A 21,214-nucleotide genomic window follows, 5' to 3' on the forward strand; every position below is an offset into this window, starting at 1 on the left:
ACCATTTCGCGGCGCGTTCAGTGGCGCCGCTTACAAGCTTTTACTCTTTAATTACGCCGCGAGCGCGCAGCAGAGCGGTTTTAAAATCTTCTTCATAATCCTTCTGAATACCAGGGATGACGGCATCTTTCGCTGAGTCACGCATTTTCAGATGATAAATCAGGATGTCATCACTTAAATCGGCCAGTTCGCCCTCATAACCTGACTCTTGCGCCAGTTTCTGCAAGAATTGCATTAAGTTTAATTCGGGTTCTTTTTGCCACGCTGGCTGGAGAAGTTCGATAACTTCGTTCAGGCGTTTACATTTCATGTTCGTGCTCCTTACTCTTGGTACAGACACGTTAGCAGGGTCAAACCCACAATAAAAGAGGCGATACTGGTGGCAGTAAGTGATGCGGTAACTGGCGTAATACTGGCGGGGGGGAAAGCCTCACGCATGGGAGGAAATGATAAGGGATTATTGCAACTTAATGGCCAGCCACTTTGGCAGCATGTAGCGCAGAAACTGAAGCCACAGGTGACCGATATGGTAATTAGCGCTAATCGAAACCTCGATATCTATCGTGCCAGTGGCCTGCCAGTGCTGACGGATACGCTACGTAATTATCCCGGGCCACTGGCAGGAATGCTATCGGTAATGCAGCAACATTCAGGATCATGGTTCCTTTTCTGTCCCTGCGATACCCCACATATACCGGCAGATCTTGCTATACGGCTACAGAGAAACCGTCAGAAGGCCTTGGCTGTCTGGGTCCACGATGGCGAGCGGGATCATCCAACTATCGCGTTGATTCATCGCGATATCATGCCCTCTTTACAGGCATACCTGGCAAGCGGTGAACGCAGGGTAATGATATTCCTGCGCGAGGCTGGCGGCCATGCGGTAGATTTTAGCGATGTTAAAGCCGCTTTCGCTAATGTGAATACCCCGGAAGAGCTGGCTCATTGGCAGGAGTAACTATGATTCCACTACTGGCTATTGCCGCATGGAGCGGTACAGGAAAGACCACACTCCTCAAGAAATTGATTCCAGAACTTTGCGCTCATGGTATTCGTCCGGGCTTAATAAAACATACTCACCATGATATGGATGTCGATAAACCGGGTAAAGATAGCTTTGAGCTGCGCAAGGCGGGAGCAGCACAAACTCTGGTCGCCAGTTCGCAGCGTTGGGCGCTGATGACAGAAACACCGGATGAAACCAGTCTGGATCTGGCGTATCTTGCAGGTCGAATGGATGCAACGAAACTGGATTTAGTGCTGGTCGAGGGTTTTAAACATGAGCCCGTGGCTAAAATTATGCTCTGGCGACAGGACTGCGGGCATAATCTGCAAGAGCTTATACTGGATGAGCATGTTATTGCGGTAGCCAGCGATGTAGCACTGGAACTTGATGTACCGGTGCTGGATATAAATGATATTGCTCAGATTGCTGGCTTTATTCTTCATTGGTTACGCGCATAGAGCGTGTGACCTTTTATTTTATCTGAGCGCAGACGCAAAAAGGCCATCCTTGCGGATGGCCTCTTCACTGGTTTGATGCCTGGCAGTTCCCTACTCTCGCATGGGGAGACCCCACACTACCATCGGCGCTACGGCGTTTCACTTCTGAGTTCGGCATGGGGTCAGGTGGGACCACCGCGCTAGTGCCGCCAGGCAAATTCTGTTCACCGCCATGCCCCCAGGGCACACCGGTCTAATCTGTATCACGCTGAAAATTCTCTCTCACGCCAAAACATCTTCGGCGTTGTAAGGTTAAGCCTCACGGTTCATTAGTACCGGTTAGCTCAACGCATCGCTGCGCTTACACACCCGGCCTATCAACGTCGTCGTCTTCAACGTTCCTTCAGGAGACTCGAAGTCTCAGGGAGAACTCATCTCGGGGCAAGTTTCGTGCTTAGATGCTTTCAGCACTTATCTCTTCCGCATTTAGCTACCGGGCAGTGCCATTGGCATGACAACCCGAACACCAGTGATGCGTCCACTCCGGTCCTCTCGTACTAGGAGCAGCCCCCCTCAGTTCTCCAGCGCCCACGGCAGATAGGGACCGAACTGTCTCACGACGTTCTAAACCCAGCTCGCGTACCACTTTAAATGGCGAACAGCCATACCCTTGGGACCTACTTCAGCCCCAGGATGTGATGAGCCGACATCGAGGTGCCAAACACCGCCGTCGATATGAACTCTTGGGCGGTATCAGCCTGTTATCCCCGGAGTACCTTTTATCCGTTGAGCGATGGCCCTTCCATTCAGAACCACCGGATCACTATGACCTGCTTTCGCACCTGCTCGCGCCGTCACGCTCGCAGTCAAGCCAGCTTATGCCATTGCACTAACCTCCTGATGTCCGACCAGGATTAGCTGACCTTCGTGCTCCTCCGTTACGCTTTAGGAGGAGACCGCCCCAGTCAAACTACCCACCAGACACTGTCCGCAACCCGGATTACGGGTCAACGTTAGAACATCAAACATTAAAGGGTGGTATTTCAAGGCTGGCTCCACGCAGACTGGCGTCCACGCTTCAAAGCCTCCCACCTATCCTACACATCAAGGCTCAATGTTCAGTGTCAAGCTATAGTAAAGGTTCACGGGGTCTTTCCGTCTTGCCGCGGGTACACTGCATCTTCACAGCGAGTTCAATTTCACTGAGTCTCGGGTGGAGACAGCCTGGCCATCATTACGCCATTCGTGCAGGTCGGAACTTACCCGACAAGGAATTTCGCTACCTTAGGACCGTTATAGTTACGGCCGCCGTTTACCGGGGCTTCGATCAGGAGCTTCTCCTTACGGATAACCCCATCAATTAACCTTCCGGCACCGGGCAGGCGTCACACCGTATACGTCCACTTTCGTGTTTGCACAGTGCTGTGTTTTTAATAAACAGTTGCAGCCAGCTGGTATCTTCGACTGATTTCAGCTCCACGAGCAAGTCGCTTCACCTACGCATCAGCGTGCCTTCTCCCGAAGTTACGGCACCATTTTGCCTAGTTCCTTCACCCGAGTTCTCTCAAGCGCCTTGGTATTCTCTACCTGACCACCTGTGTCGGTTTGGGGTACGATTTCGTGTTACCTGGAGCTTAGAGGCTTTTCCTGGAAGCAGGGCATTTGTTGCTTCAGCACCGTGGTGCCTCGTCATCACGCCTCAGTGTTAAAGCACTCCGGATTTGCCTGGAGCACACACCTTCACGCTTAAACCGGGACAACCGTCGCCCGGCCAACATAGCCTTCTCCGTCCCCCCTTCGCAGTAACACCAAGTACAGGAATATTAACCTGTTTCCCATCGACTACGCCTTTCGGCCTCGCCTTAGGGGTCGACTCACCCTGCCCCGATTAACGTTGGACAGGAACCCTTGGTCTTCCGGCGAGCGGGCTTTTCACCCGCTTTATCGTTACTTATGTCAGCATTCGCACTTCTGATACCTCCAGCAGCCCTCACAGGCCACCTTCACAGGCTTACAGAACGCTCCCCTACCCAACAACGCATAAGCGTCGCTGCCGCAGCTTCGGTGCATGGTTTAGCCCCGTTACATCTTCCGCGCAGGCCGACTCGACCAGTGAGCTATTACGCTTTCTTTAAATGATGGCTGCTTCTAAGCCAACATCCTGGCTGTCTGGGCCTTCCCACATCGTTTCCCACTTAACCATGACTTTGGGACCTTAGCTGGCGGTCTGGGTTGTTTCCCTCTTCACGACGGACGTTAGCACCCGCCGTGTGTCTCCCGTGATAACATTCTCCGGTATTCGTAGTTTGCATCGGGTTGGTAAGCCGGGATGGCCCCCTAGCCGAAACAGTGCTCTACCCCCGGAGATGAATTCACGAGGCGCTACCTAAATAGCTTTCGGGGAGAACCAGCTATCTCCCGGTTTGATTGGCCTTTCACCCCCAGCCACAGGTCATCCGCTAATTTTTCAACATTAGTCGGTTCGGTCCTCCAGTTAGTGTTACCCAACCTTCAACCTGCCCATGGCTAGATCACCGGGTTTCGGGTCTATACCCTGCAACTTAACGCCCAGTTAAGACTCGGTTTCCCTGCGGCTCCCCTATACGGTTAACCTTGCTACAGAATATAAGTCGCTGACCCATTATACAAAAGGTACGCAGTCACACCCGAAGGTGCTCCCACTGCTTGTACGTACACGGTTTCAGGTTCTTTTTCACTCCCCTCGCCGGGGTTCTTTTCGCCTTTCCCTCACGGTACTGGTTCACTATCGGTCAGTCAGGAGTATTTAGCCTTGGAGGATGGTCCCCCCATATTCAGACAGGATACCACGTGTCCCGCCCTACTCATCGAGCTCACAGCCTGTGCGTTTTCGTGTACGGGGCTGTCACCCTGTATCGCGCGACTTTCCGGACGCTTCCACTAACACACAAGCTGATTCAGGCTCTGGGCTCCTCCCCGTTCGCTCGCCGCTACTGGGGGAATCTCGGTTGATTTCTTTTCCTCGGGGTACTTAGATGTTTCAGTTCCCCCGGTTCGCTTCACAGCACTATGGATTCATGCTGTGATGATGCACCGAAGTGCACCGGGTTTCCCCATTCGGACATCGCCGGGTCAAGGGTTCATATCACCTCGCCGGCGCTTTTCGCAGATTAGCACGTCCTTCATCGCCTCTGACTGCCAGGGCATCCACCGTGTACGCTTAGTCGCTTAACCTCACAACCCGAAGATGTTTCTTCCGATTCATCATCGCATTGCGAAAATTTGAGAGACTCACGAACAACTTGCGTTGTTCAGTGTTTCAATTTTCAGCTTGATCCAGATTTTTAAAGAGCATATATCTCAAACATGACTCGTAAGTCAGTTTTGAGATACGGATGGGCAACGCCTTTCACACATTCCCGCGCAAGTGGCGTCCCCTAGGGGATTCGAACCCCTGTTACCGCCGTGAAAGGGCGGTGTCCTGGGCCTCTAGACGAAGGGGACACATAGTCTGCTTCGCAAGACGCCTTGCTTTTTACTTTTCATCAGACAATCTGTGTGAGCACTTCAGGGATGGGTTCTTTTAAGGTAAGGAGGTGATCCAACCGCAGGTTCCCCTACGGTTACCTTGTTACGACTTCACCCCAGTCATGAATCACAAAGTGGTAAGCGCCCTCCCGAAGGTTAAGCTACCTACTTCTTTTGCAACCCACTCCCATGGTGTGACGGGCGGTGTGTACAAGGCCCGGGAACGTATTCACCGTGACATTCTGATTCACGATTACTAGCGATTCCGACTTCATGGAGTCGAGTTGCAGACTCCAATCCGGACTACGACGCACTTTATGAGGTCCGCTTGCTCTCGCGAGGTCGCTTCTCTTTGTATGCGCCATTGTAGCACGTGTGTAGCCCTGGTCGTAAGGGCCATGATGACTTGACGTCATCCCCACCTTCCTCCAGTTTATCACTGGCAGTCTCCTTTGAGTTCCCGGCCGGACCGCTGGCAACAAAGGATAAGGGTTGCGCTCGTTGCGGGACTTAACCCAACATTTCACAACACGAGCTGACGACAGCCATGCAGCACCTGTCTCACAGTTCCCGAAGGCACCCCGGCATCTCTGCCAGGTTCTGTGGATGTCAAGACCAGGTAAGGTTCTTCGCGTTGCATCGAATTAAACCACATGCTCCACCGCTTGTGCGGGCCCCCGTCAATTCATTTGAGTTTTAACCTTGCGGCCGTACTCCCCAGGCGGTCGATTTAACGCGTTAGCTCCGGAAGCCACGCCTCAAGGGCACAACCTCCAAATCGACATCGTTTACGGCGTGGACTACCAGGGTATCTAATCCTGTTTGCTCCCCACGCTTTCGCACCTGAGCGTCAGTCTTCGTCCAGGAGGCCGCCTTCGCCACCGGTATTCCTCCAGATCTCTACGCATTTCACCGCTACACCTGGAATTCTACCTCCCTCTACGAGACTCCAGCCTGCCAGTTTCGAATGCAGTTCCCAGGTTGAGCCCGGGGATTTCACATCCGACTTGACAGACCGCCTGCGTGCGCTTTACGCCCAGTAATTCCGATTAACGCTTGCACCCTCCGTATTACCGCGGCTGCTGGCACGGAGTTAGCCGGTGCTTCTTCTGCGGGTAACGTCAATCGGCACGGTTATTAACCGTACCGCCTTCCTCCCCGCTGAAAGTGCTTTACAACCCGAAGGCCTTCTTCACACACGCGGCATGGCTGCATCAGGCTTGCGCCCATTGTGCAATATTCCCCACTGCTGCCTCCCGTAGGAGTCTGGACCGTGTCTCAGTTCCAGTGTGGCTGGTCATCCTCTCAGACCAGCTAGGGATCGTCGCCTAGGTGGGCCATTACCCCGCCTACTAGCTAATCCCATCTGGGCACATCTGATGGCAAGAGGCCCGAAGGTCCCCCTCTTTGGTCTTGCGACGTTATGCGGTATTAGCTACCGTTTCCAGTAGTTATCCCCCTCCATCAGGCAGTTTCCCAGACATTACTCACCCGTCCGCCACTCGTCACCCGAGAGCAAGCTCTCTGTGCTACCGTTCGACTTGCATGTGTTAGGCCTGCCGCCAGCGTTCAATCTGAGCCATGATCAAACTCTTCAATTTAAAAGTTTGATGCTCAATGAATTAAACTTCGTAATGAATTACGTGTTCACTCGTTGAGACTTGGTATTCATTTTTGTCCGAAGACATTCAAGAATCCGCGTCACCTGAGTGCCCACACAGATTGTCTGATAAATTGTTAAAGAGCAGTGCCGCTGTGTTTTCGCTGCGGCGCGGGGTGTGCATATTACGCTTTCCCGCCGTGAAGTCAACTGATTATTTTCAGATTTCTTCGCCTGACAGGCCGGTGTGTTTGCCGTTGTGCCGTGTCAGTGGAGGCGCATTATAGGGAGTTAATTCCGGCTGACAACCCCTAATTTGAAAAAAGTTTTCAACCGTGTTTTTTTTCAACAAAACGCGGCAAAAAGAGGCATGAATAACTGATTTTGCTGTTTTTGCCACCACTGATAGATATCGAATGGCATACTAGCAAGTGATACAAAGAAAAAAGGAAGTGAGAAATGCCTTTAAACGCACAGCAGCTTGCCGCGCAGAAAAACATCTCCTGGGTGCTAGCAGAGAAACTGGCGCAACAGATCCTGAAAGGTGAATATGCTCCGGGCTCGATTTTGCCGGGTGAGATGGAACTGGGTGAGAAGTTTGGCGTGAGCCGCACCGCAGTCAGGGAAGCGGTAAAGACATTAACCGCAAAAGGGATGGTCTTGCCTCGCCCGCGTATCGGTACCCGGGTAATGCCCCGCGACAACTGGAACTTCCTTGATAAAGAATTGTTGTTCTGGTGGATGCACGAGGACAACTTCAAGGAAATTATTCAGCACTTCCTTATTATGCGCAGCAGCCTTGAGCCTCAAGCTTGCCTGCTCGCAGCAACACTCGCCAGCGCAGAACAAAAAGCGTATCTCAATACCTTAATGGAAGAGATGGTCAGCCTGAAAAAGAACTTTAACCGCGAACGCTGGATTGAAGTGGATATGGCCTGGCATGAACACATCTACGCAATGAGTGATAACCCCTTCCTTATTTCTTTCTCTTCACTCTTTCATTCGATTTACCACACCTACTTTACCTCTATAACGCAAAACGAAGTGATCAAACTCGACCTTCACCAGGCGATTGTGGACGCCATTCAGGAAAGCGACGGCGAGAGCGCATTCCGGGCGAGCCAGTTATTACTGAATACGCCTAATTAACGGGAATTGGTATGACAGAGAAGAAAGCGCGCAGTATGGCTGGCCTGCCATGGATCGCAGCAATGGCTTTTTTTATGCAGGCACTGGATGCCACCATTCTTAACACCGCATTACCCGCAATAGCACAGAGTCTTGGCCGTTCTCCGCTGGCGATGCAATCCACCATCATTAGTTACACGCTGACAGTGGCAATGTTGATCCCGATGAGCGGCTGGCTGGCAGACCGTTTTGGCACTCGTCGGGTATTTATGCTGGCGGTAAGCCTGTTTACTCTCGGCTCACTGGCGTGCGCGCTCTCCAACTCACTGCCAATGCTGGTGATATTCCGTGTCATTCAGGGGATTGGCGGTGCGATGATGATGCCGGTAGCCCGTCTGGCATTACTACGCGCGTATCCGCGCAGTGAATTACTGCCGGTCCTGAACTTCGTCACCATGCCCGGGCTTGTCGGGCCGATTCTTGGCCCGGTATTGGGCGGCGTGCTGGTCACCTGGGCAAGCTGGCACTGGATCTTTTTGATTAATATCCCGATTGGTATCGCAGGCCTCTTCTATGCGCGGAAATATATGCCGAACTTCACCACGCCACGGCGAAGTTTCGATATGGGGGGCTTTTTCCTTTTTGGTTTAAGCCTTGTGCTGTTTTCCAGCGGCATGGAGCTATTTGGAGAGAAGCTGGTCGCCAGCTGGATTGCTTTCGCAATTATCCTCAGCGGTCTCGGTTTGCTTTGGGCTTACGTCCGCCATGCGCGCCGCCATCCTGGGCCGCTGATATCACTCAATCTGTTTAACACCCGCACCTTTTCCGTCGGCATCGCCGGGAACATTGCTTCCCGCCTGGGGACGGGTTGCGTACCGTTTTTGATGCCGCTGATGTTGCAGGTCGGTTTTGGGTATCCCGCGCTGATTGCTGGTTGCATGATGGCGCCAACCGCGCTGGGCTCTATTCTGGCAAAATCCACGGTCACACAGATATTGCGCTGGTTCGGTTATCGCAAGACGCTGGTTGGTATTACGCTGTTTATTGGTTTGATGATTGCCCAGTTCGCGCTGCAAACGCCGGCGATGGCAGTATGGATGCTGGTGCTGCCGCTGTTCATCCTGGGGATGGCAATGTCCACCCAGTTTACCTCGATGAATACTATTACTCTGGCGGACTTAACCGATGAAAATGCCAGCAGCGGCAACAGCGTCCTGGCGGTTACGCAACAGTTATCGATAAGTCTGGGGGTCGCGGTCAGCGCTGCGGTGCTGCGTTTCTATGAAGGGTTCGATAGCATTAATACTGTGGAGCAGTTCCACTATACCTTTATTACCATGGGCGCTATCACGCTGCTCTCCGCGCTGGTCTTTATGCTGCTGAAAGCGAAAGATGGCCGCAACCTAATCAAAGAGCGCCACAAAAAATCAGGCTGAACCGCGCTCGATCAGAATCGGCGTGAGCTGCAACCGCTGTTGCTGTAAACCCGGTTCAGCAATACGGTGGATAAGCACGTCAATTGCCAGCTCACCCAGTTCATCTTTTGGTTGATGAATAGTGGTGAGCGGTGGAGTCATATAGCGCGCCAGTTCAATATCGTCGTAACCGACAATCGCCATATCTTGCGGGATCTTCAACCCGGCCTGATACAAAGCCTGGTATGCGCCAACAGCCATCGCATCGTTGCCGATAAAGACCGCCTGCGGGCGTTCGTTCATCGCCAGTAATGCCTGCATGGCATCAAAACCGCCACCGAATTCAAAGTCGCTCTCGATTTCATCGCCTTCACGAATGGTTAACCCGGCGCGCGTCATCGCTTCGCGATACCCCTCCAGACGCAAACGCGCAGGCGTTTTATCCAGTGGCCCGGTGATACAGGCTATACGCGTGAATCCTTTATTGATCAGATACTGCGTTGCCATATCGCCACCCAGCAAGGAGTTATCCTGAATCAGATCGCTATCACCGTTAAATGGCGCCCAGTCCATCATTACAGTCGGTATGGAAGGATAGCGCTGCATGATCTCTTGCGAAGGCTGATGGGTCTCAGTGCATAACAGCAACAACCCGTCGACGCGCTTCTGCATCAGCGTTTCCAGATTACTGTTCATCCGCTGTTCATCACCTTCGGTATTGCACAACACCAGGCTGTAACCGCGCTCAAAACAGCTACGCTCCACGCCGCGCACCAGCTCGGAATAAAAGGGATTAGTACTGGCGGTTATCAGCATGCCGATGGTGCGGGTCTGATTGATTTTCAGACTCCGCGCCAGCGCGGAAGGGGCATAGTTCAGCGTTTTGATCGCCGTTTCCACCTTCTCCCGAACAGCATCACTGACAAAGCGATCTTTGTTAATAACGTGGGATACCGTTGAGGTGGAAACGCCCGCCACGCGGGCAACATCCTTCATGGTGGCCAAGTTTCACCCCTGCTGAGAGAGAAAATCATCAATCTCTTTGCGCCACGGAACAGAAGGTTGCGCGCCTTTACGCGTGACAGCAATCGCCGCTGCTGCATGAGCAAAACGGATCGCTTCATCCAGCGTTTTCTCTTCCAGCAATGCCGTCAACAGCGCGCCGTTAAAGGTATCGCCAGCGGCAATGGTATCAATGGCTTTGACTTTAAAGCCGGGAACGCGTTTACCTTCACCATTAACACTTGCCCATACGCCACGGCTGCCAAGGGTAATAATTACCGTCTTGATACCTTTGGCATGCAGCGCCTGCGCGGCGCGCGCGGCGTCTTCATCGCTGTCAACGCGAATACCGGTCAGTTTTTCCGCTTCGGTTTCATTTGGCGTGATGATGTCCACCAGCGCCAGCAGTTCATCGGAGAGTTCCCGCGCCGGAGCCGGGTTAAGCGCTACGGTCGTATGATTCTGCTGCGCGATGCGCGCGGCAGCCAGCACGCTTTCTACCGGCGACTCCAGTTGCATCAGCAACGCCGATGCGTTCGCAATCAGCGCGTGCTGCGCTTCTACGCGTTCAATCGAAAGCGCCGCATTCGCTCCCGCATGAATACCGATGACATTCTCACCTTCGCCATTAACAAAAATCAGCGCCACGCCGGTGGATTCACCCGCAACAACGCTGACTGGCGCCACATCAATATGATCGCTTTCCAGCTGCTTACGAACGCGAGCGCCCGTGTCGTCATCGCCCGTACAAGCGATAAAAGCGATATCGGCGCCGCTACGCCCGGCAGCAACCGCCTGGTTTGCGCCTTTACCACCGAAAGCCACCTGATACTGGCTGCCGGTGACGGTTTCGCCCGGCGTCGGAAAAGATTCAAGGTTAAGAATGTGATCGGCATTGATACTACCAAGGACGACGAGTTTGCCTGCGGTTTTCATGATGAGCTAGTCCATAAAGTGCGCCACCGTTCCCGGTGGCGCGTGCCATGCTTTTCTTTATTTTTACGTTGTCCCCAGCCGGCAGGTTCAAGCCCACCGACTGAACTGCTTATTACTGCTTGATGACCAGTTTCAGGTCAACCGGGTTTTTCGCGTAGACTTTTTCGCCTTTCAGCACTTTGTCTGCGGTATCAACACCTTTCGCGCCAATCTGCTCCGGCAACTGAGCAATCGTTGCTGCCAGTTTGCCGTCATTTACGGCTTTAATACCGTCTGGCGTACCGTCAAAGCCCACCACCATCACGTCGGTTTTACCGGCAGTTTGCAGTGCACGCAGCGCGCCCAGCGCCATTTCATCGTTCTGGGCAAAGACTGCCTGAACATCCGGGTGAGCCGTCAGCAGGTTCTGCATGACGTTCAGGCCCTTAGTACGGTCGAAGTCTGCCGGCTGGCTGGCCAGCACGTTAAATTTATGAGCGGCAACGGCCTGCTGGAAACCTTCACCACGTTCACGTGCAGCAGAAGTCCCGGCGATACCCGCCAGTTCGATAACTTTCGCACCTTCACCCACTTTTTTAGCGATGTAGTCGCCAGCAATTTTGCCGCCGAGCACGTTATCAGAGGCAATGTGGCTGACCACTTCACCGCTGGTTGCTACGCGGTCAAGGGTAATTACCGGGATTTTTGCCTGGTTAGCCATTTTGATCGCGTTACCAACAGCATCGGAGTCTGTCGGGTTAATCAGCAGCAGTTTGGTACCGCGAACGGTCAGATCCTGCACGTTGGCCAGCTCTTTGGCCGGGTTGTTCTGCGAATCCAGGACAACCAGGTCATACCCCAGTTTATTCGCCTCTTTCTGTGCTCCATCCTTCAGAGAGACGAAGAACGGGTTGTTCAGCGTGGAAATCACCAGAGCAATAGAGTCTTTCGCCATCGCGTTTGCGCTAATGGTGGCGCTCAGTGCAACAGCAGAAACCAGAGTGGCCAGTTTTTTCATGTTCATATTCACGAGTCCTGTTGTGTAGGTAATTACTGCTTTTTGTTGTCTACCAGCACCGCGAGCAGAATCACCACTGCTTTAACGATCATCTGGTAATAGGAGGAAACGCTCAACAAATTCAATCCATTATTGAGGAAGCCCAGAATCAATGCGCCGATCAACGTCCCAACAATGCGACCTTTACCGCCAGCCAGACTGGTTCCGCCCAATACCACCGCAGCAATAGCATCCAGTTCATAACCGGCCCCCGCAGTAGGCTGAGCAGAAGAGAGACGCGCCACTTCAATAATGCCCGCCAGTGAAGCCAGCAGGCCGCACAGCGAGTAGACGATAATTTTCACTTTATCGACGGAGATGCCGGACAAGCGCGTCGCCGCTTCGTTACCGCCCAGAGCATAGATATAGCGGCCCAGGCGAGTTTGATGCAATAAATACCAGGCGGCGATAAAGACCACAGCCATCAACCACACTGGCGTCGGGATCCCGAGCGGGCGACCAATACCAAACCAGCCAAAAATATCTGCGTTAGCGGTAAATCCGGTATTGATTGGGCTGCCATTGGTGTAAACCAGCGTTACACCGCGCAGCAGCAACATCATTACCAGAGTCGCGATAAACGCCTGCACGCGGCCTTTCGCGACAATCACCCCGGTAACGGCACCGATCGCCGCCCCGAGCGCCAACGCACCAGCAACGGCCACCAGCGCATTCACTTCCACGCCAATCATCGATGCCGCAACCGCGCCGGTGAGCGCCAGCAGGGAACCGACGGACAGATCAATACCCGAAGTCAGGATAACCAGCGTCATCCCCACCGCCATAATGGCGTTTACCGAGGTTTGTTGCAGGATGTTCAGCAGGTTATTGACGGTAAAAAAGTTCGGACTCATGGTCGAAACAATCGCAATCAACACCAGCAAAGCAATTAACGATTTTTGTTCCATTAGCCATGCTTTGCTGAAATAACGGCGACCAGAAACAGCCTGGGTAGTCATCTTTTTTACTCCTGATTCACACGATTAAGCTTGCCCACAGCGGCAGCCATCAACACTTCCTGAGTGGCCTGCTCGCGCGTGAATTCACCGCCGAGATGCCCTTCATGCATCACCATAATGCGATCGCTCATTCCCAGCACTTCCGGCATTTCAGAGGAGACCAGGATGATGCTCAGCCCGTCAGCCTTGAACTGGTTAATAAGCTGATAAATCTCTTTTTTCGCCCCCACATCGACGCCGCGCGTCGGTTCGTCGAGGATCAGCACTTTTGGCCGCGTCATCAAACCACGGGCAATCGCCACTTTTTGCTGATTACCACCGGAGAGCAAACCAATTGCCTGCTCCATTGATGGCGTTTTCACATTGAACAGACGGATAAAATCATTCACCGCCTGCTGTTCATCTTTATGCTTCAGCGAACCACCCGCGCGGCTGAAGTAACGCAGCGCCGTCAGCGACATATTCTCTTTCACCGACATGCCGAGCACTAAGCCGTCACGCTTACGGTCTTCTGAAATATAGACGATGCCGTTCGCCAGCCCGTCCTGCGGAGAGCGGGTGATCACTTCATGACCGTCGAGTGTCACATAACCGTTGGTGCGCGGCAGTGCGCCATACAGCACTTTCATCAGTTCGGTGCGGCCAGCGCCCATCAACCCGGCGACGCCAAGGATCTCGCCTTTGCGCAGGGTGAAACTGACGTTTTCCACGCCGGGGCCACACAGATTATCGACGGTAAGACGCACTTCGCCCGGCGCTTGATCCAGCCGCGGGTATTGATCTTCCAGCTTGCGCCCAACCATCATTTCGATCAGCGTATCTTCGGTGAGCGTCGCCACTTCACGCTCGGCGATAAACTGCCCGTCACGGAAAACCGTCACGTCATCGCAAATCTCGAAGATCTCTTTCAGACGATGGGAGATATAGACAATGCCGCGCCCCTGCGATTTCAGCTCGCGGATCACGCGGAACAGCGATTCGGTTTCGGTGTCCGTCAGGGCATCGGTGGGTTCATCCATAATGATGACTTGCGATTCGTAGCTCATCACTTTGGCGATTTCGACCATTTGCTGATCGCCGATGGAGAGTTCCCCGACCAGCCGATCGCTCTTAAAGCGCAGATTCAGTTTGGCCAGCAGCTTGTCGGCTTCAGCAAACATCTTTTTCCAGTCGATTTTGCCGAAGCGATTGACGAACTCACGTCCGAGAAAAATATTCTCAGCGATGGTGAGCTGCGGGATCAGATTCAGTTCCTGGTGGATGATGCCGATACCGGCTTCCTGCGATGATTTTGGGCCGTTAAAGGTGGTCTCTTTTCCCAGCCACAGCAGCGAACCGGCGTCGCGGGTATAAATCCCCGTCAGCACTTTCATCATCGTGGATTTACCGGCGCCGTTTTCACCTACCAGCGCCATTACGCGGCCTGGATAGACATTCAGCGCCGCGCCGGAAAGAGCTTTAACGCCGGGGAAGGCTTTATCGATCCCCTTGAGTTGCAGTAACGCGTCCATGATGGCCTCAGAAAGTGACGCCAGCACAGAGAATGATATTCGCAAACGGGGAACACTCCCCGCTGCGAATCACCGCATGACTGTCCGCGGTGTGTTTTTTAAACTGCTCGTGCGTAACGTACCGCACTTCTATGGTGTTTCCCTGGTGTTGTTGCAGTTGCTCAAGAGACTTAAGCAACGTTTCGTGGAGCTGCGGATTATGTTCTTTGATTTCCAGCGCCAGGATAGCGGATTCAACCTGCATTTCGGCGGTCACCACATCCAGCACCTGCATAAAGGACGGTACGCCCTGCGTTAGCGCCATATCAATGCGTTGCGTATTACGCGGCACCGGCAACCCGGCATCACATACCACCAGCGTATCGGTATGACCAAGACGAGAGATAACTGACGAAATGTCAGCGTTCAATACACGACCTTTTTTCATTTTTTATGCTCCACTAGCGAAACGTTTCGCTGAACGCAGTGTAGTACAAAGAATAATCTTATAACTATGTCTCAGTTGTAGAAGTGTGATCGATATCGAAACGTTTCGCGTCTGAATGTGATGAAAAAATCAGCTTGATTATCTTAAATGAAATTCACAGGCATAAATAACAAAAACCCCTCATAAAGAGGGGTTTTAAACCGTTAAATTTCAACCTGCGTTCCCAACTCGATAACCCGGTTTGGTGGGATCTCAAACTGGTCCGGTGCGCGCAGCGCGTTGCGCTGTAATACCAGGTAGAGCTTGCCGCGCAGCCGCAAATACCATGGTCGTTTACCGAGGATCAACGACTCATGCGACATAAAGAAGGAAGTTTCCATCATCCGGCAATTGAGCCCTTCCAGACCGCAGCGATGGAACACCTCTTCAACGTTCGGCGTTTCGCGCCAGCCGTAACTGGCCACCACGCGCCAGAAAGTCGGCGATAACTGTTCAATCTGCACCCGACGCACATTGTGGACGTAAGGCGCATCTTCAGTACGCAGCGTCAGCAGGATCACGCGTTCATGCAGCACCTTGTTGTGCTTCAGGTTATGCATCATGGCAAACGGAATGACATTCAGCGCACGGGACATATACACCGCCGTACCCGGCACACGAACCGGCGGCGATTTCTCCAGCGACGCAATCATCGCCTCCAGAGAGTTGCCGTGTTCGTGCATGCGGCGCAGCAGGCGGAACCGTTCACTTTTCCAGGTGGTCATCACCAGGAACATCACCATGCCGAGCGTTAACGGTAACCAGCCGCCGGAAACGATTTTATCGAGGTTCGCCGAGAACAGCGGCACATCGATACTCAGTAAGAAGATCAGAATCAGCCCCACCAGCACTTTATTCCAGTGCCAGTTTTTGCGTGCCACGGTCGTGGAAAGAATGGAGGTCAGCACCATCGTCCCGGTAACGGCAATACCGTAAGCCGCCGCCAGATTGCTGGAGTGTTCAAAGCTGACAATCACCAGCACTACCGCAAAATAGAGTAGCCAGTTAATGAACGGGATATAGATTTGCCCGGATTCCATCTCCGAGGTATGGATAATACGCATCGGCGCCAGATAGCCCAGACGCACCGCCTGACGAGTTAGCGAGAAGACACCCGAAATAACCGCCTGCGACGCAATGACCGTCGCCAGCGTGGCGATAATCAACATTGGGATCAGCGCCCACTCAGGCGCCAGCAGGAAGAAGGGGTTTTTAATCGCTTCCGGCGTCTTCAACAACAATGCGCCTTGGCCAAAGTAATTCAGCACCAGCGACGGCAGCACCACAATAAACCACGCCACGCGGATCGGCAGCTTACCGAAATGCCCCATATCCGCATACAGCGCCTCGACACCGGTGATCGACAGCACCACGGCGCCAAGCGCAACAAAAGAGACAGTCTTGTATTCAAGGAAGAAATTCACCGCCCAAAGCGGATTCAGCGCCTGCAATACTTCGGGATTTTCGATAATACCGCGCGCGCCCAGCACGGCCAGAATCAAAAACCACGCCAGCATGATTGGTGCAAACAGTTTCCCCACCAATCCGGTACCGTGCTTTTGAATCATAAACAGCAGGGTTAACACGATAATCGACAGCGGCACAATCCAGCTATCGAGCGAAGGCGCGACAATCTCCAGCCCCTCTATCGCCGACATCACCGAGATCGCGGGGGTAATAACCACCTCACCATAGAAAAAGCTGCCGCCAATCAATCCCATGATCACCAGCACCGAAGTCATTCTGGCCGAAGTGTTGCGACCGGCCAGCGACATCAGCGTCAGAATACCGCCTTCACCGGCGTTATCCGCGCGCATGACGAACGTCAGATACTTAATGGAGACCACAAAAACCAGCAGCCAGAAGATCAGTGACAAAAAGCCGAAGACGGCATCACGCTCAACGCCAAAGCCAAACTGACCAGACAAACATTCACGAAGTGTATAAAGTGGGCTGGTGCCGATATCACCGTAGACAACCCCAATTGCCGCAAGAGTGACAGCGGGTAACGATTGTTTATTATCAGTGCTCATAGACTAATCTTTTGTTTGAATGACAAATGTGTGCTTAGTCCCTTGGCTCACAAAAAGCGCACAGTATGCACGATTATTTGCAAAATCGTACCCCTAAATGCGGCCACATTAATCTGGCGCAATGAAAATAAAGCCGTTCTTCAGTCTATTACAAGCCCTTTCGGAAACGTCTATACTCGCTTTTGCAAGCCGGATATCACGGCGAAAGGACGCAAATCTATTATGGCTCACTCACATTTATTAGCAGAAAGAATTTCCCGCTTAAGCAGCACGCTGGAAAAAGGACTCTTTGAGCGTAGCCACGCTATCCGGTTGTGCCTGCTGGCCGCGCTGAGCGGCGAGAGCGTATTTCTTCTTGGCCCTCCAGGCATTGCGAAAAGCCTGATCGCTCGTCGTCTGAAATTCGCCTTTAAACATGCCCGCGCCTTTGAATACCTGATGACGCGCTTCTCCACGCCGGAAGAGGTTTTTGGTCCGCTCTCCATTCAGGCGCTAAAAGATGAGGGGCGCTATGAGCGCTTAACCGACGGTTATCTTCCGGAAGCAGAAATCGTGTTTCTGGATGAGATCTGGAAAGCCGGCCCGGCGATCCTCAACACCCTGCTCACCGCCATTAACGAACGTCGATTCCGTAACGGCGCGAGCGAAGAGAAGATCCCGATGCGTTTGCTGGTGGCCGCCTCGAACGAACTGCCGGAAACCGACAGCAGCCTCGAAGCGCTGTATGATCGCATGTTAATCCGCCTGTGGCTCGACAAAGTGCAGGAGAAGGGGAATTTCCGTTCCATGCTGGTCAGCCAGCAGGACGAGAACGAAAACCCGGTGCCCGCCGAATTGCAAATCACCGACGAGGAATATCAGCGTTGGCAACTGGAGATTGGGCTGGTCAAACTGCCCGATCCGGTCTTTGAGTTGATCTATACGCTGCGCCAGCAGCTCGATGCCTTACCGAATGCGCCGTATGTTTCCGATCGCCGCTGGAAAAAAGCTATCCGTCTATTACAGGCCAGCGCCTTTTTCAGCGGGCGCGATGCGGTTGCGCCCATTGATTTGATCCTGCTGAAAGATTGTCTGTGGCACGATGCCGAAAGCCTGCGTTTGCTGCAGCAGCAACTGGACATTTTGATGACCGGGCACGCGTGGCAGCAACAATCGATGCTGACACAGCTCACCAGTATCAATCAGCGCCATATGCAGCTTCAGCAGCAACAAAGCGACAAAACCGCGCTGAAAGTTAGCCGCCAGGGCGGTATGTTCAGCCGCCGTCCGCACTATGATTTGCCCGAAGGTCTGAACGAACCGCTGTTAACGCTACTGTTACAGCAGCCGCTAAAATTGCACGATTTACAGGTGATTCACATCACCATTGAGCGCAACGCGCTGGAGCAGTGGCTGGCGAAAGGCGGTGAAATCCGCGGCAAACTTAACGGTATCGGTTTTGCGCAGCCTTTAAATCTTGAGGTTGATACCTCCCTTCATCTGGTGATCCGCGATGTCAGTTTGCAGGGATCGCGCCTTGCGCTGCCTGGCGCCACTACCGAAAACGTGCCGGAAGAGATCGCCCAACAACTGGAAGCGCTGGATAACACCTGGCACCAGCAGCACAGCCGTTTTAGCGAGCAGCAAAAATGCCTGTTCATCTCTGGCGACTGGTTGGGTCGCATTGAAGCCAGCCTGCAGGACGTTCGCGCGCAGATCCAACAGGCGCGTCAATGCTAACGCTGGAAACACTGAACCTGATGCTCACTATCAGCGAAGAGACGCTGGTGGAAGAGCTTATTGTTCTGCTGCTGGCTTCTCCGCAACTGGCACTGTTTTTTGAAAAATTCCCGCGCTTAAAACATGCGATTACGGAAGATATTCCCCGTTGGCGCGAAGTGCTAAAAAAGCATCTGAAAGAGACCGCGGTACCGCCGGAACTGGCGGAAGAAGTGCTGAGTTACCAGCAAAGCCAGCTACTCTCAACATCGCAATTTATCGTGCAGTTACCGCAGATCCTGGCATTACTGGAAAAGCTGCATTCGCCTTTTGCCGCCCAGGCCCGGCAAATGGTCACGGATAACCCGCAGTTCACACCCGCTTTGCATACCCTCTTTTTACAGCGCTGGCGTCTGAGCCTCGTCGTGCAAACCACCACCTTTAATCAGCAACTGCTGGAAGAGGAACGCGAGCAGTTGCTGAGTGAGGTGCAGGAGCGCATGACGTTGAGCGGGCAACTGGAGCCAGTGCTGGTCGAAAATGAGAACGCCGCCGGACGCTTGTGGGATATGAGCGCCGGTCAGCTTAAACGCGGCGACTACCAGCTGATCATCAAATACGGCGATTTCCTGAAAGAGCAGCCGGAGCTGCAGCAACTGGCGGAGCAGCTTGGTCGCTCGCGGGAAGCGAAATCCGTGCCGCGCAAAGATGCACCGATGGAAACGTTCCGCATGCTGGTGCGTGAACCGGCCACCGTACCGGAACAGGTCGATGGTTTGCATCAGAGCGATGATATTTTGCGCCTGTTGCCGCCGGAGCTGGCAACGCTCGGCATTACGGAACTGGAATATGAGTTTTACCGGCGGCTGGTGGAAAAGCAACTGCTCACTTACCGTCTGCACGGCGATGCCTGGCGGGAAAAGGTTACCGAACGCCCGGTAATTCATCAGGATTTTGATGAACAACCGCGCGGGCCGTTTATCGTCTGCGTTGATACTTCCGGTTCAATGGGCGGGTTTAATGAGCAGTGCGCGAAAGCATTCTGCCTGGCGCTGATGCGCGTGGCGCTGGCGGACAAACGGCGCTGCTTTATTATGCTGTTTTCCAGCGAAGTTGTGCGTTATGAACTGACCAGCGCGCAGGGGCTGGAGCAGGCGATCCGCTTTCTGAGCCAGCGCTTTCGTGGCGGAACCGATCTGGCAAGCTGTTTTCGGGCGATCATTGAACGGATGCAGGGCGGCGAATGGTTTGACGCCGACGCCGTGGTGATCTCGGATTTTATCGCCCAGCGACTGCCGGACGATATCATCAGCAAAGTGAAAGAGTTGCAGAACGTTCACCAGCACCGCTTCCACGCGGTGGCAATGTCGGTACATGGTAAACCCGGCATCATGCGTATTTTCGATCATATATGGCGCTTTGATACCGGGATGCGCAGCCGCCTGCTGCGACGCTGGCGGCGTTAGAGCAGGCCGGAAACCTGCTCACGAACCGCGGCGGGCCACACACCGCACTGCACCTGACCGATATGCGGCAGCTGCAACAGCAGCATCGTCAGACGCGACTGACCAATACCCCCGCCGATGGTTTGCGGCATCTCACCGCGCAGCAGCGCCTGGTGCCACTCCAGTTGCAACCGATCTTCATCGCCGGTGATCCGCAACTGACGTTTCAATGCCTCCGCATCTACGCGGATCCCCATCGAAGAGAGTTCCAGCGCATCTTCCAGCACCGGGTTCCATACCAGAATATCGCCGTTCAGGCCGCTAAAGCCGGTTTCAGCAGCCGTGCTCCAGTCATCATAATCCGGTGCGCGCACATCGTGGCGCTTGCCGTCGCTGAGTTTGCCGCCAATCCCCATCAGGAACACCGCACCCAGCTCTTTCACAATCGCTTTTTCCCGCCCTTTGGCATCCAGTTCCGGGAAGCGGCTAAGCAGCGTTTCGCTGCGCACAAAATGGATCTGTTCCGGCAGAAATGGTACCAGCCCAAAAGTTTCGCTAACGGCGGCTTCAGTCGCTTTGATCCCGGACCAGATCGCTTCGACGGTGGATTTCAGCGTTGAAACATGGCGTTCGCCATCGCCCAGCACCCGTTCCCAGTCCCACTGATCAACATAAACGGAGTGAATAGCTGAAAGACGGTCTTCATCCGGACGCAAAGCTTTCATATGGGTGTACAAGCCTTCTCCGGCGCTGAAATCATGCTGGCCCAGCGTCTGTCTTTTCCATTTCGCCAGTGAATGCACCACCTCAAAACGGGCATCCGGCAGCGTTTTCACATTAACCTGCACCGCTTTTTCACACCCTGACAGGTTATCCTGCGTGCCATCACCGACGCGGCTGAGGATCGGCGCCTGAACTTCAATCAGGTTTAGTTTCTCTTCCAGTTGGCGGGAAAAAAAAGATTTCACGAAGGCGATTTGGCGTTGTTTGGCGATGTAAGCGGTTTTCATTATGTTACTCCTGTCTTCTGTTGCT

At 53.4% G+C, this 21,214-nt stretch carries 15 protein-coding genes, 1 tRNA gene and 3 rRNA genes; 6 read left to right on the forward strand and 13 right to left on the reverse strand.

Translation table 11 applies throughout. The features are described from left to right. Positions 1–40: 40 nt before the first annotated feature. Positions 41–310: a YihD family protein gene (locus tag AWR26_RS25415; RefSeq protein WP_064568898.1), complete on the reverse strand. Its 270-nt coding sequence runs from the start codon at positions 308–310 to the stop codon at positions 41–43. Positions 311–436: 126 nt separating this feature from the next. Here AWR26_RS25415 and mobA point away from each other — a divergent pair, with 126 nt between their 5' ends. Together mobA and mobB are read left to right on the forward strand one after the other, a co-directional pair. Next, positions 437–958: a molybdenum cofactor guanylyltransferase MobA gene (gene mobA, locus AWR26_RS25420; protein ID WP_244256260.1), complete on the forward strand. Its 522-nt coding sequence runs from the start codon at positions 437–439 to the stop codon at positions 956–958. 2 nt (positions 959–960) lie between these two features. Next, complete coding sequence (gene mobB, locus AWR26_RS25425) at positions 961–1,464, forward strand: molybdopterin-guanine dinucleotide biosynthesis protein MobB (RefSeq protein WP_043955972.1); 504 nt, start codon at positions 961–963, stop codon at positions 1,462–1,464. A gap of 77 nt (positions 1,465–1,541) precedes the next feature. Here mobB and rrf read toward each other — a convergent pair. From rrf to AWR26_RS25445, 4 genes are all read right to left on the reverse strand, one after another. Next, positions 1,542–1,657 (reverse strand): 5S ribosomal RNA (gene rrf, locus AWR26_RS25430). A 94-nt stretch (positions 1,658–1,751) separates the two neighbouring features. Beyond that, a 23S ribosomal RNA gene (locus AWR26_RS25435) occupies positions 1,752–4,656 on the reverse strand. 194 nt (positions 4,657–4,850) lie between these two features. Then, positions 4,851–4,926: transfer RNA gene (locus AWR26_RS25440), tRNA-Glu, on the reverse strand. 85 nt (positions 4,927–5,011) lie between these two features. Continuing rightward, positions 5,012–6,551: ribosomal RNA gene (locus AWR26_RS25445) — 16S ribosomal RNA — on the reverse strand. The 16S, 23S and 5S rRNA genes sit together here with 1 tRNA gene alongside, the layout of an rRNA operon. 458 nt (positions 6,552–7,009) lie before the next feature. Here AWR26_RS25445 and AWR26_RS25450 point away from each other — a divergent pair. Beyond that, the gene (locus AWR26_RS25450) at positions 7,010–7,699 is read left to right on the forward strand and encodes a FadR/GntR family transcriptional regulator (protein ID WP_043955973.1); all 690 of its coding nucleotides are present in this window, start codon (positions 7,010–7,012) and stop codon (positions 7,697–7,699) included. Between the two features lie 11 nt (positions 7,700–7,710). Continuing rightward, positions 7,711–9,114, forward strand: coding sequence for a multidrug transporter subunit MdtD (mdtD, locus tag AWR26_RS25455; RefSeq protein WP_064568900.1), 1,404 nt, complete (start codon positions 7,711–7,713; stop codon positions 9,112–9,114). Here mdtD and rbsR read toward each other — a convergent pair. The 7 genes from rbsR to kup all read right to left on the reverse strand — a co-directional run bounded on the left by rbsR (position 9,106) and on the right by kup (position 17,036). Continuing rightward, on the reverse strand, positions 9,106–10,098 hold the full coding sequence (rbsR, locus tag AWR26_RS25460; RefSeq protein WP_139227958.1) for a ribose operon transcriptional repressor RbsR: 993 nt from the start codon (positions 10,096–10,098) through the stop codon (positions 9,106–9,108). The two genes, mdtD and rbsR, sit on opposite strands and share 9 nt — an antisense overlap. A 3-nt stretch (positions 10,099–10,101) precedes the next feature. Continuing rightward, positions 10,102–11,031, reverse strand: a complete 930-nt coding sequence (rbsK, locus tag AWR26_RS25465; protein WP_064568901.1) for a ribokinase — start codon at positions 11,029–11,031, stop codon at positions 10,102–10,104. A gap of 112 nt (positions 11,032–11,143) precedes the next feature. Further along, positions 11,144–12,034: a ribose ABC transporter substrate-binding protein RbsB gene (rbsB, locus tag AWR26_RS25470; protein WP_064568902.1), complete on the reverse strand. Its 891-nt coding sequence runs from the start codon at positions 12,032–12,034 to the stop codon at positions 11,144–11,146. Positions 12,035–12,060: 26 nt separating this feature from the next. Continuing rightward, positions 12,061–13,026 (reverse strand): ribose ABC transporter permease, encoded by a 966-nt coding sequence (gene rbsC, locus AWR26_RS25475; protein WP_043955976.1) that lies wholly within the window; start codon positions 13,024–13,026, stop codon positions 12,061–12,063. 5 nt (positions 13,027–13,031) lie between these two features. Then, positions 13,032–14,537, reverse strand: coding sequence for a ribose ABC transporter ATP-binding protein RbsA (gene rbsA / locus AWR26_RS25480; RefSeq protein ID WP_064568903.1), 1,506 nt, complete (start codon positions 14,535–14,537; stop codon positions 13,032–13,034). A 7-nt stretch (positions 14,538–14,544) separates the two neighbouring features. Continuing rightward, entirely contained in the window at positions 14,545–14,964 is a 420-nt protein-coding gene (rbsD, locus tag AWR26_RS25485; RefSeq protein WP_064568904.1) for a D-ribose pyranase, read from the reverse strand. A gap of 203 nt (positions 14,965–15,167) precedes the next feature. After that, a complete protein-coding gene (gene kup / locus AWR26_RS25490) occupies positions 15,168–17,036 on the reverse strand; it encodes a low affinity potassium transporter Kup (RefSeq protein ID WP_064568905.1) in 1,869 nt (622 codons plus the stop codon). Between the two features lie 222 nt (positions 17,037–17,258). Here kup and ravA point away from each other — a divergent pair, with 222 nt between their 5' ends. Both ravA and viaA read left to right on the forward strand, forming a co-directional pair. After that, positions 17,259–18,755, forward strand: coding sequence for an ATPase RavA (gene ravA, locus AWR26_RS25495; RefSeq protein ID WP_064568906.1), 1,497 nt, complete (start codon positions 17,259–17,261; stop codon positions 18,753–18,755). Then, positions 18,749–20,200 (forward strand): ATPase RavA stimulator ViaA, encoded by a 1,452-nt coding sequence (gene viaA, locus AWR26_RS25500; protein WP_064568907.1) that lies wholly within the window; start codon positions 18,749–18,751, stop codon positions 20,198–20,200. Before ravA ends, viaA begins: the two co-directional genes overlap by 7 nt. Here viaA and asnA read toward each other — a convergent pair. Beyond that, positions 20,197–21,189: an aspartate--ammonia ligase gene (asnA, locus tag AWR26_RS25505; protein WP_064568908.1), complete on the reverse strand. Its 993-nt coding sequence runs from the start codon at positions 21,187–21,189 to the stop codon at positions 20,197–20,199. The genes viaA and asnA overlap by 4 nt on opposite strands. Between the last annotated feature and the right edge of the window lie 25 nt (positions 21,190–21,214).

The sequence above is a fragment of the Kosakonia oryzae genome (genome assembly GCF_001658025.2).
GTDB classification, from domain to species: domain Bacteria; phylum Pseudomonadota; class Gammaproteobacteria; order Enterobacterales; family Enterobacteriaceae; genus Kosakonia; species Kosakonia oryzae.

Coding starts and splice junctions, on each gene's coding strand:
- AWR26_RS25415 (WP_064568898.1), bottom strand. CDS start 310: ATGAAATGTAAACGCCTGAACGAAGTTATCGAACTTCTCCAGCCAGCG.
- mobA (WP_244256260.1), top strand. CDS start 437: ATGGGAGGAAATGATAAGGGATTATTGCAACTTAATGGCCAGCCACTT.
- mobB (WP_043955972.1), top strand. CDS start 961: ATGATTCCACTACTGGCTATTGCCGCATGGAGCGGTACAGGAAAGACC.
- AWR26_RS25450 (WP_043955973.1), top strand. CDS start 7,010: ATGCCTTTAAACGCACAGCAGCTTGCCGCGCAGAAAAACATCTCCTGG.
- mdtD (WP_064568900.1), top strand. CDS start 7,711: ATGACAGAGAAGAAAGCGCGCAGTATGGCTGGCCTGCCATGGATCGCA.
- rbsK (WP_064568901.1), bottom strand. CDS start 11,031: ATGAAAACCGCAGGCAAACTCGTCGTCCTTGGTAGTATCAATGCCGAT.
- rbsB (WP_064568902.1), bottom strand. CDS start 12,034: ATGAACATGAAAAAACTGGCCACTCTGGTTTCTGCTGTTGCACTGAGC.
- rbsC (WP_043955976.1), bottom strand. CDS start 13,026: ATGACTACCCAGGCTGTTTCTGGTCGCCGTTATTTCAGCAAAGCATGG.
- rbsA (WP_064568903.1), bottom strand. CDS start 14,537: ATGGACGCGTTACTGCAACTCAAGGGGATCGATAAAGCCTTCCCCGGC.
- rbsD (WP_064568904.1), bottom strand. CDS start 14,964: ATGAAAAAAGGTCGTGTATTGAACGCTGACATTTCGTCAGTTATCTCT.
- kup (WP_064568905.1), bottom strand. CDS start 17,036: ATGAGCACTGATAATAAACAATCGTTACCCGCTGTCACTCTTGCGGCA.
- ravA (WP_064568906.1), top strand. CDS start 17,259: ATGGCTCACTCACATTTATTAGCAGAAAGAATTTCCCGCTTAAGCAGC.
- viaA (WP_064568907.1), top strand. CDS start 18,749: ATGCTAACGCTGGAAACACTGAACCTGATGCTCACTATCAGCGAAGAG.
- asnA (WP_064568908.1), bottom strand. CDS start 21,189: ATGAAAACCGCTTACATCGCCAAACAACGCCAAATCGCCTTCGTGAAA.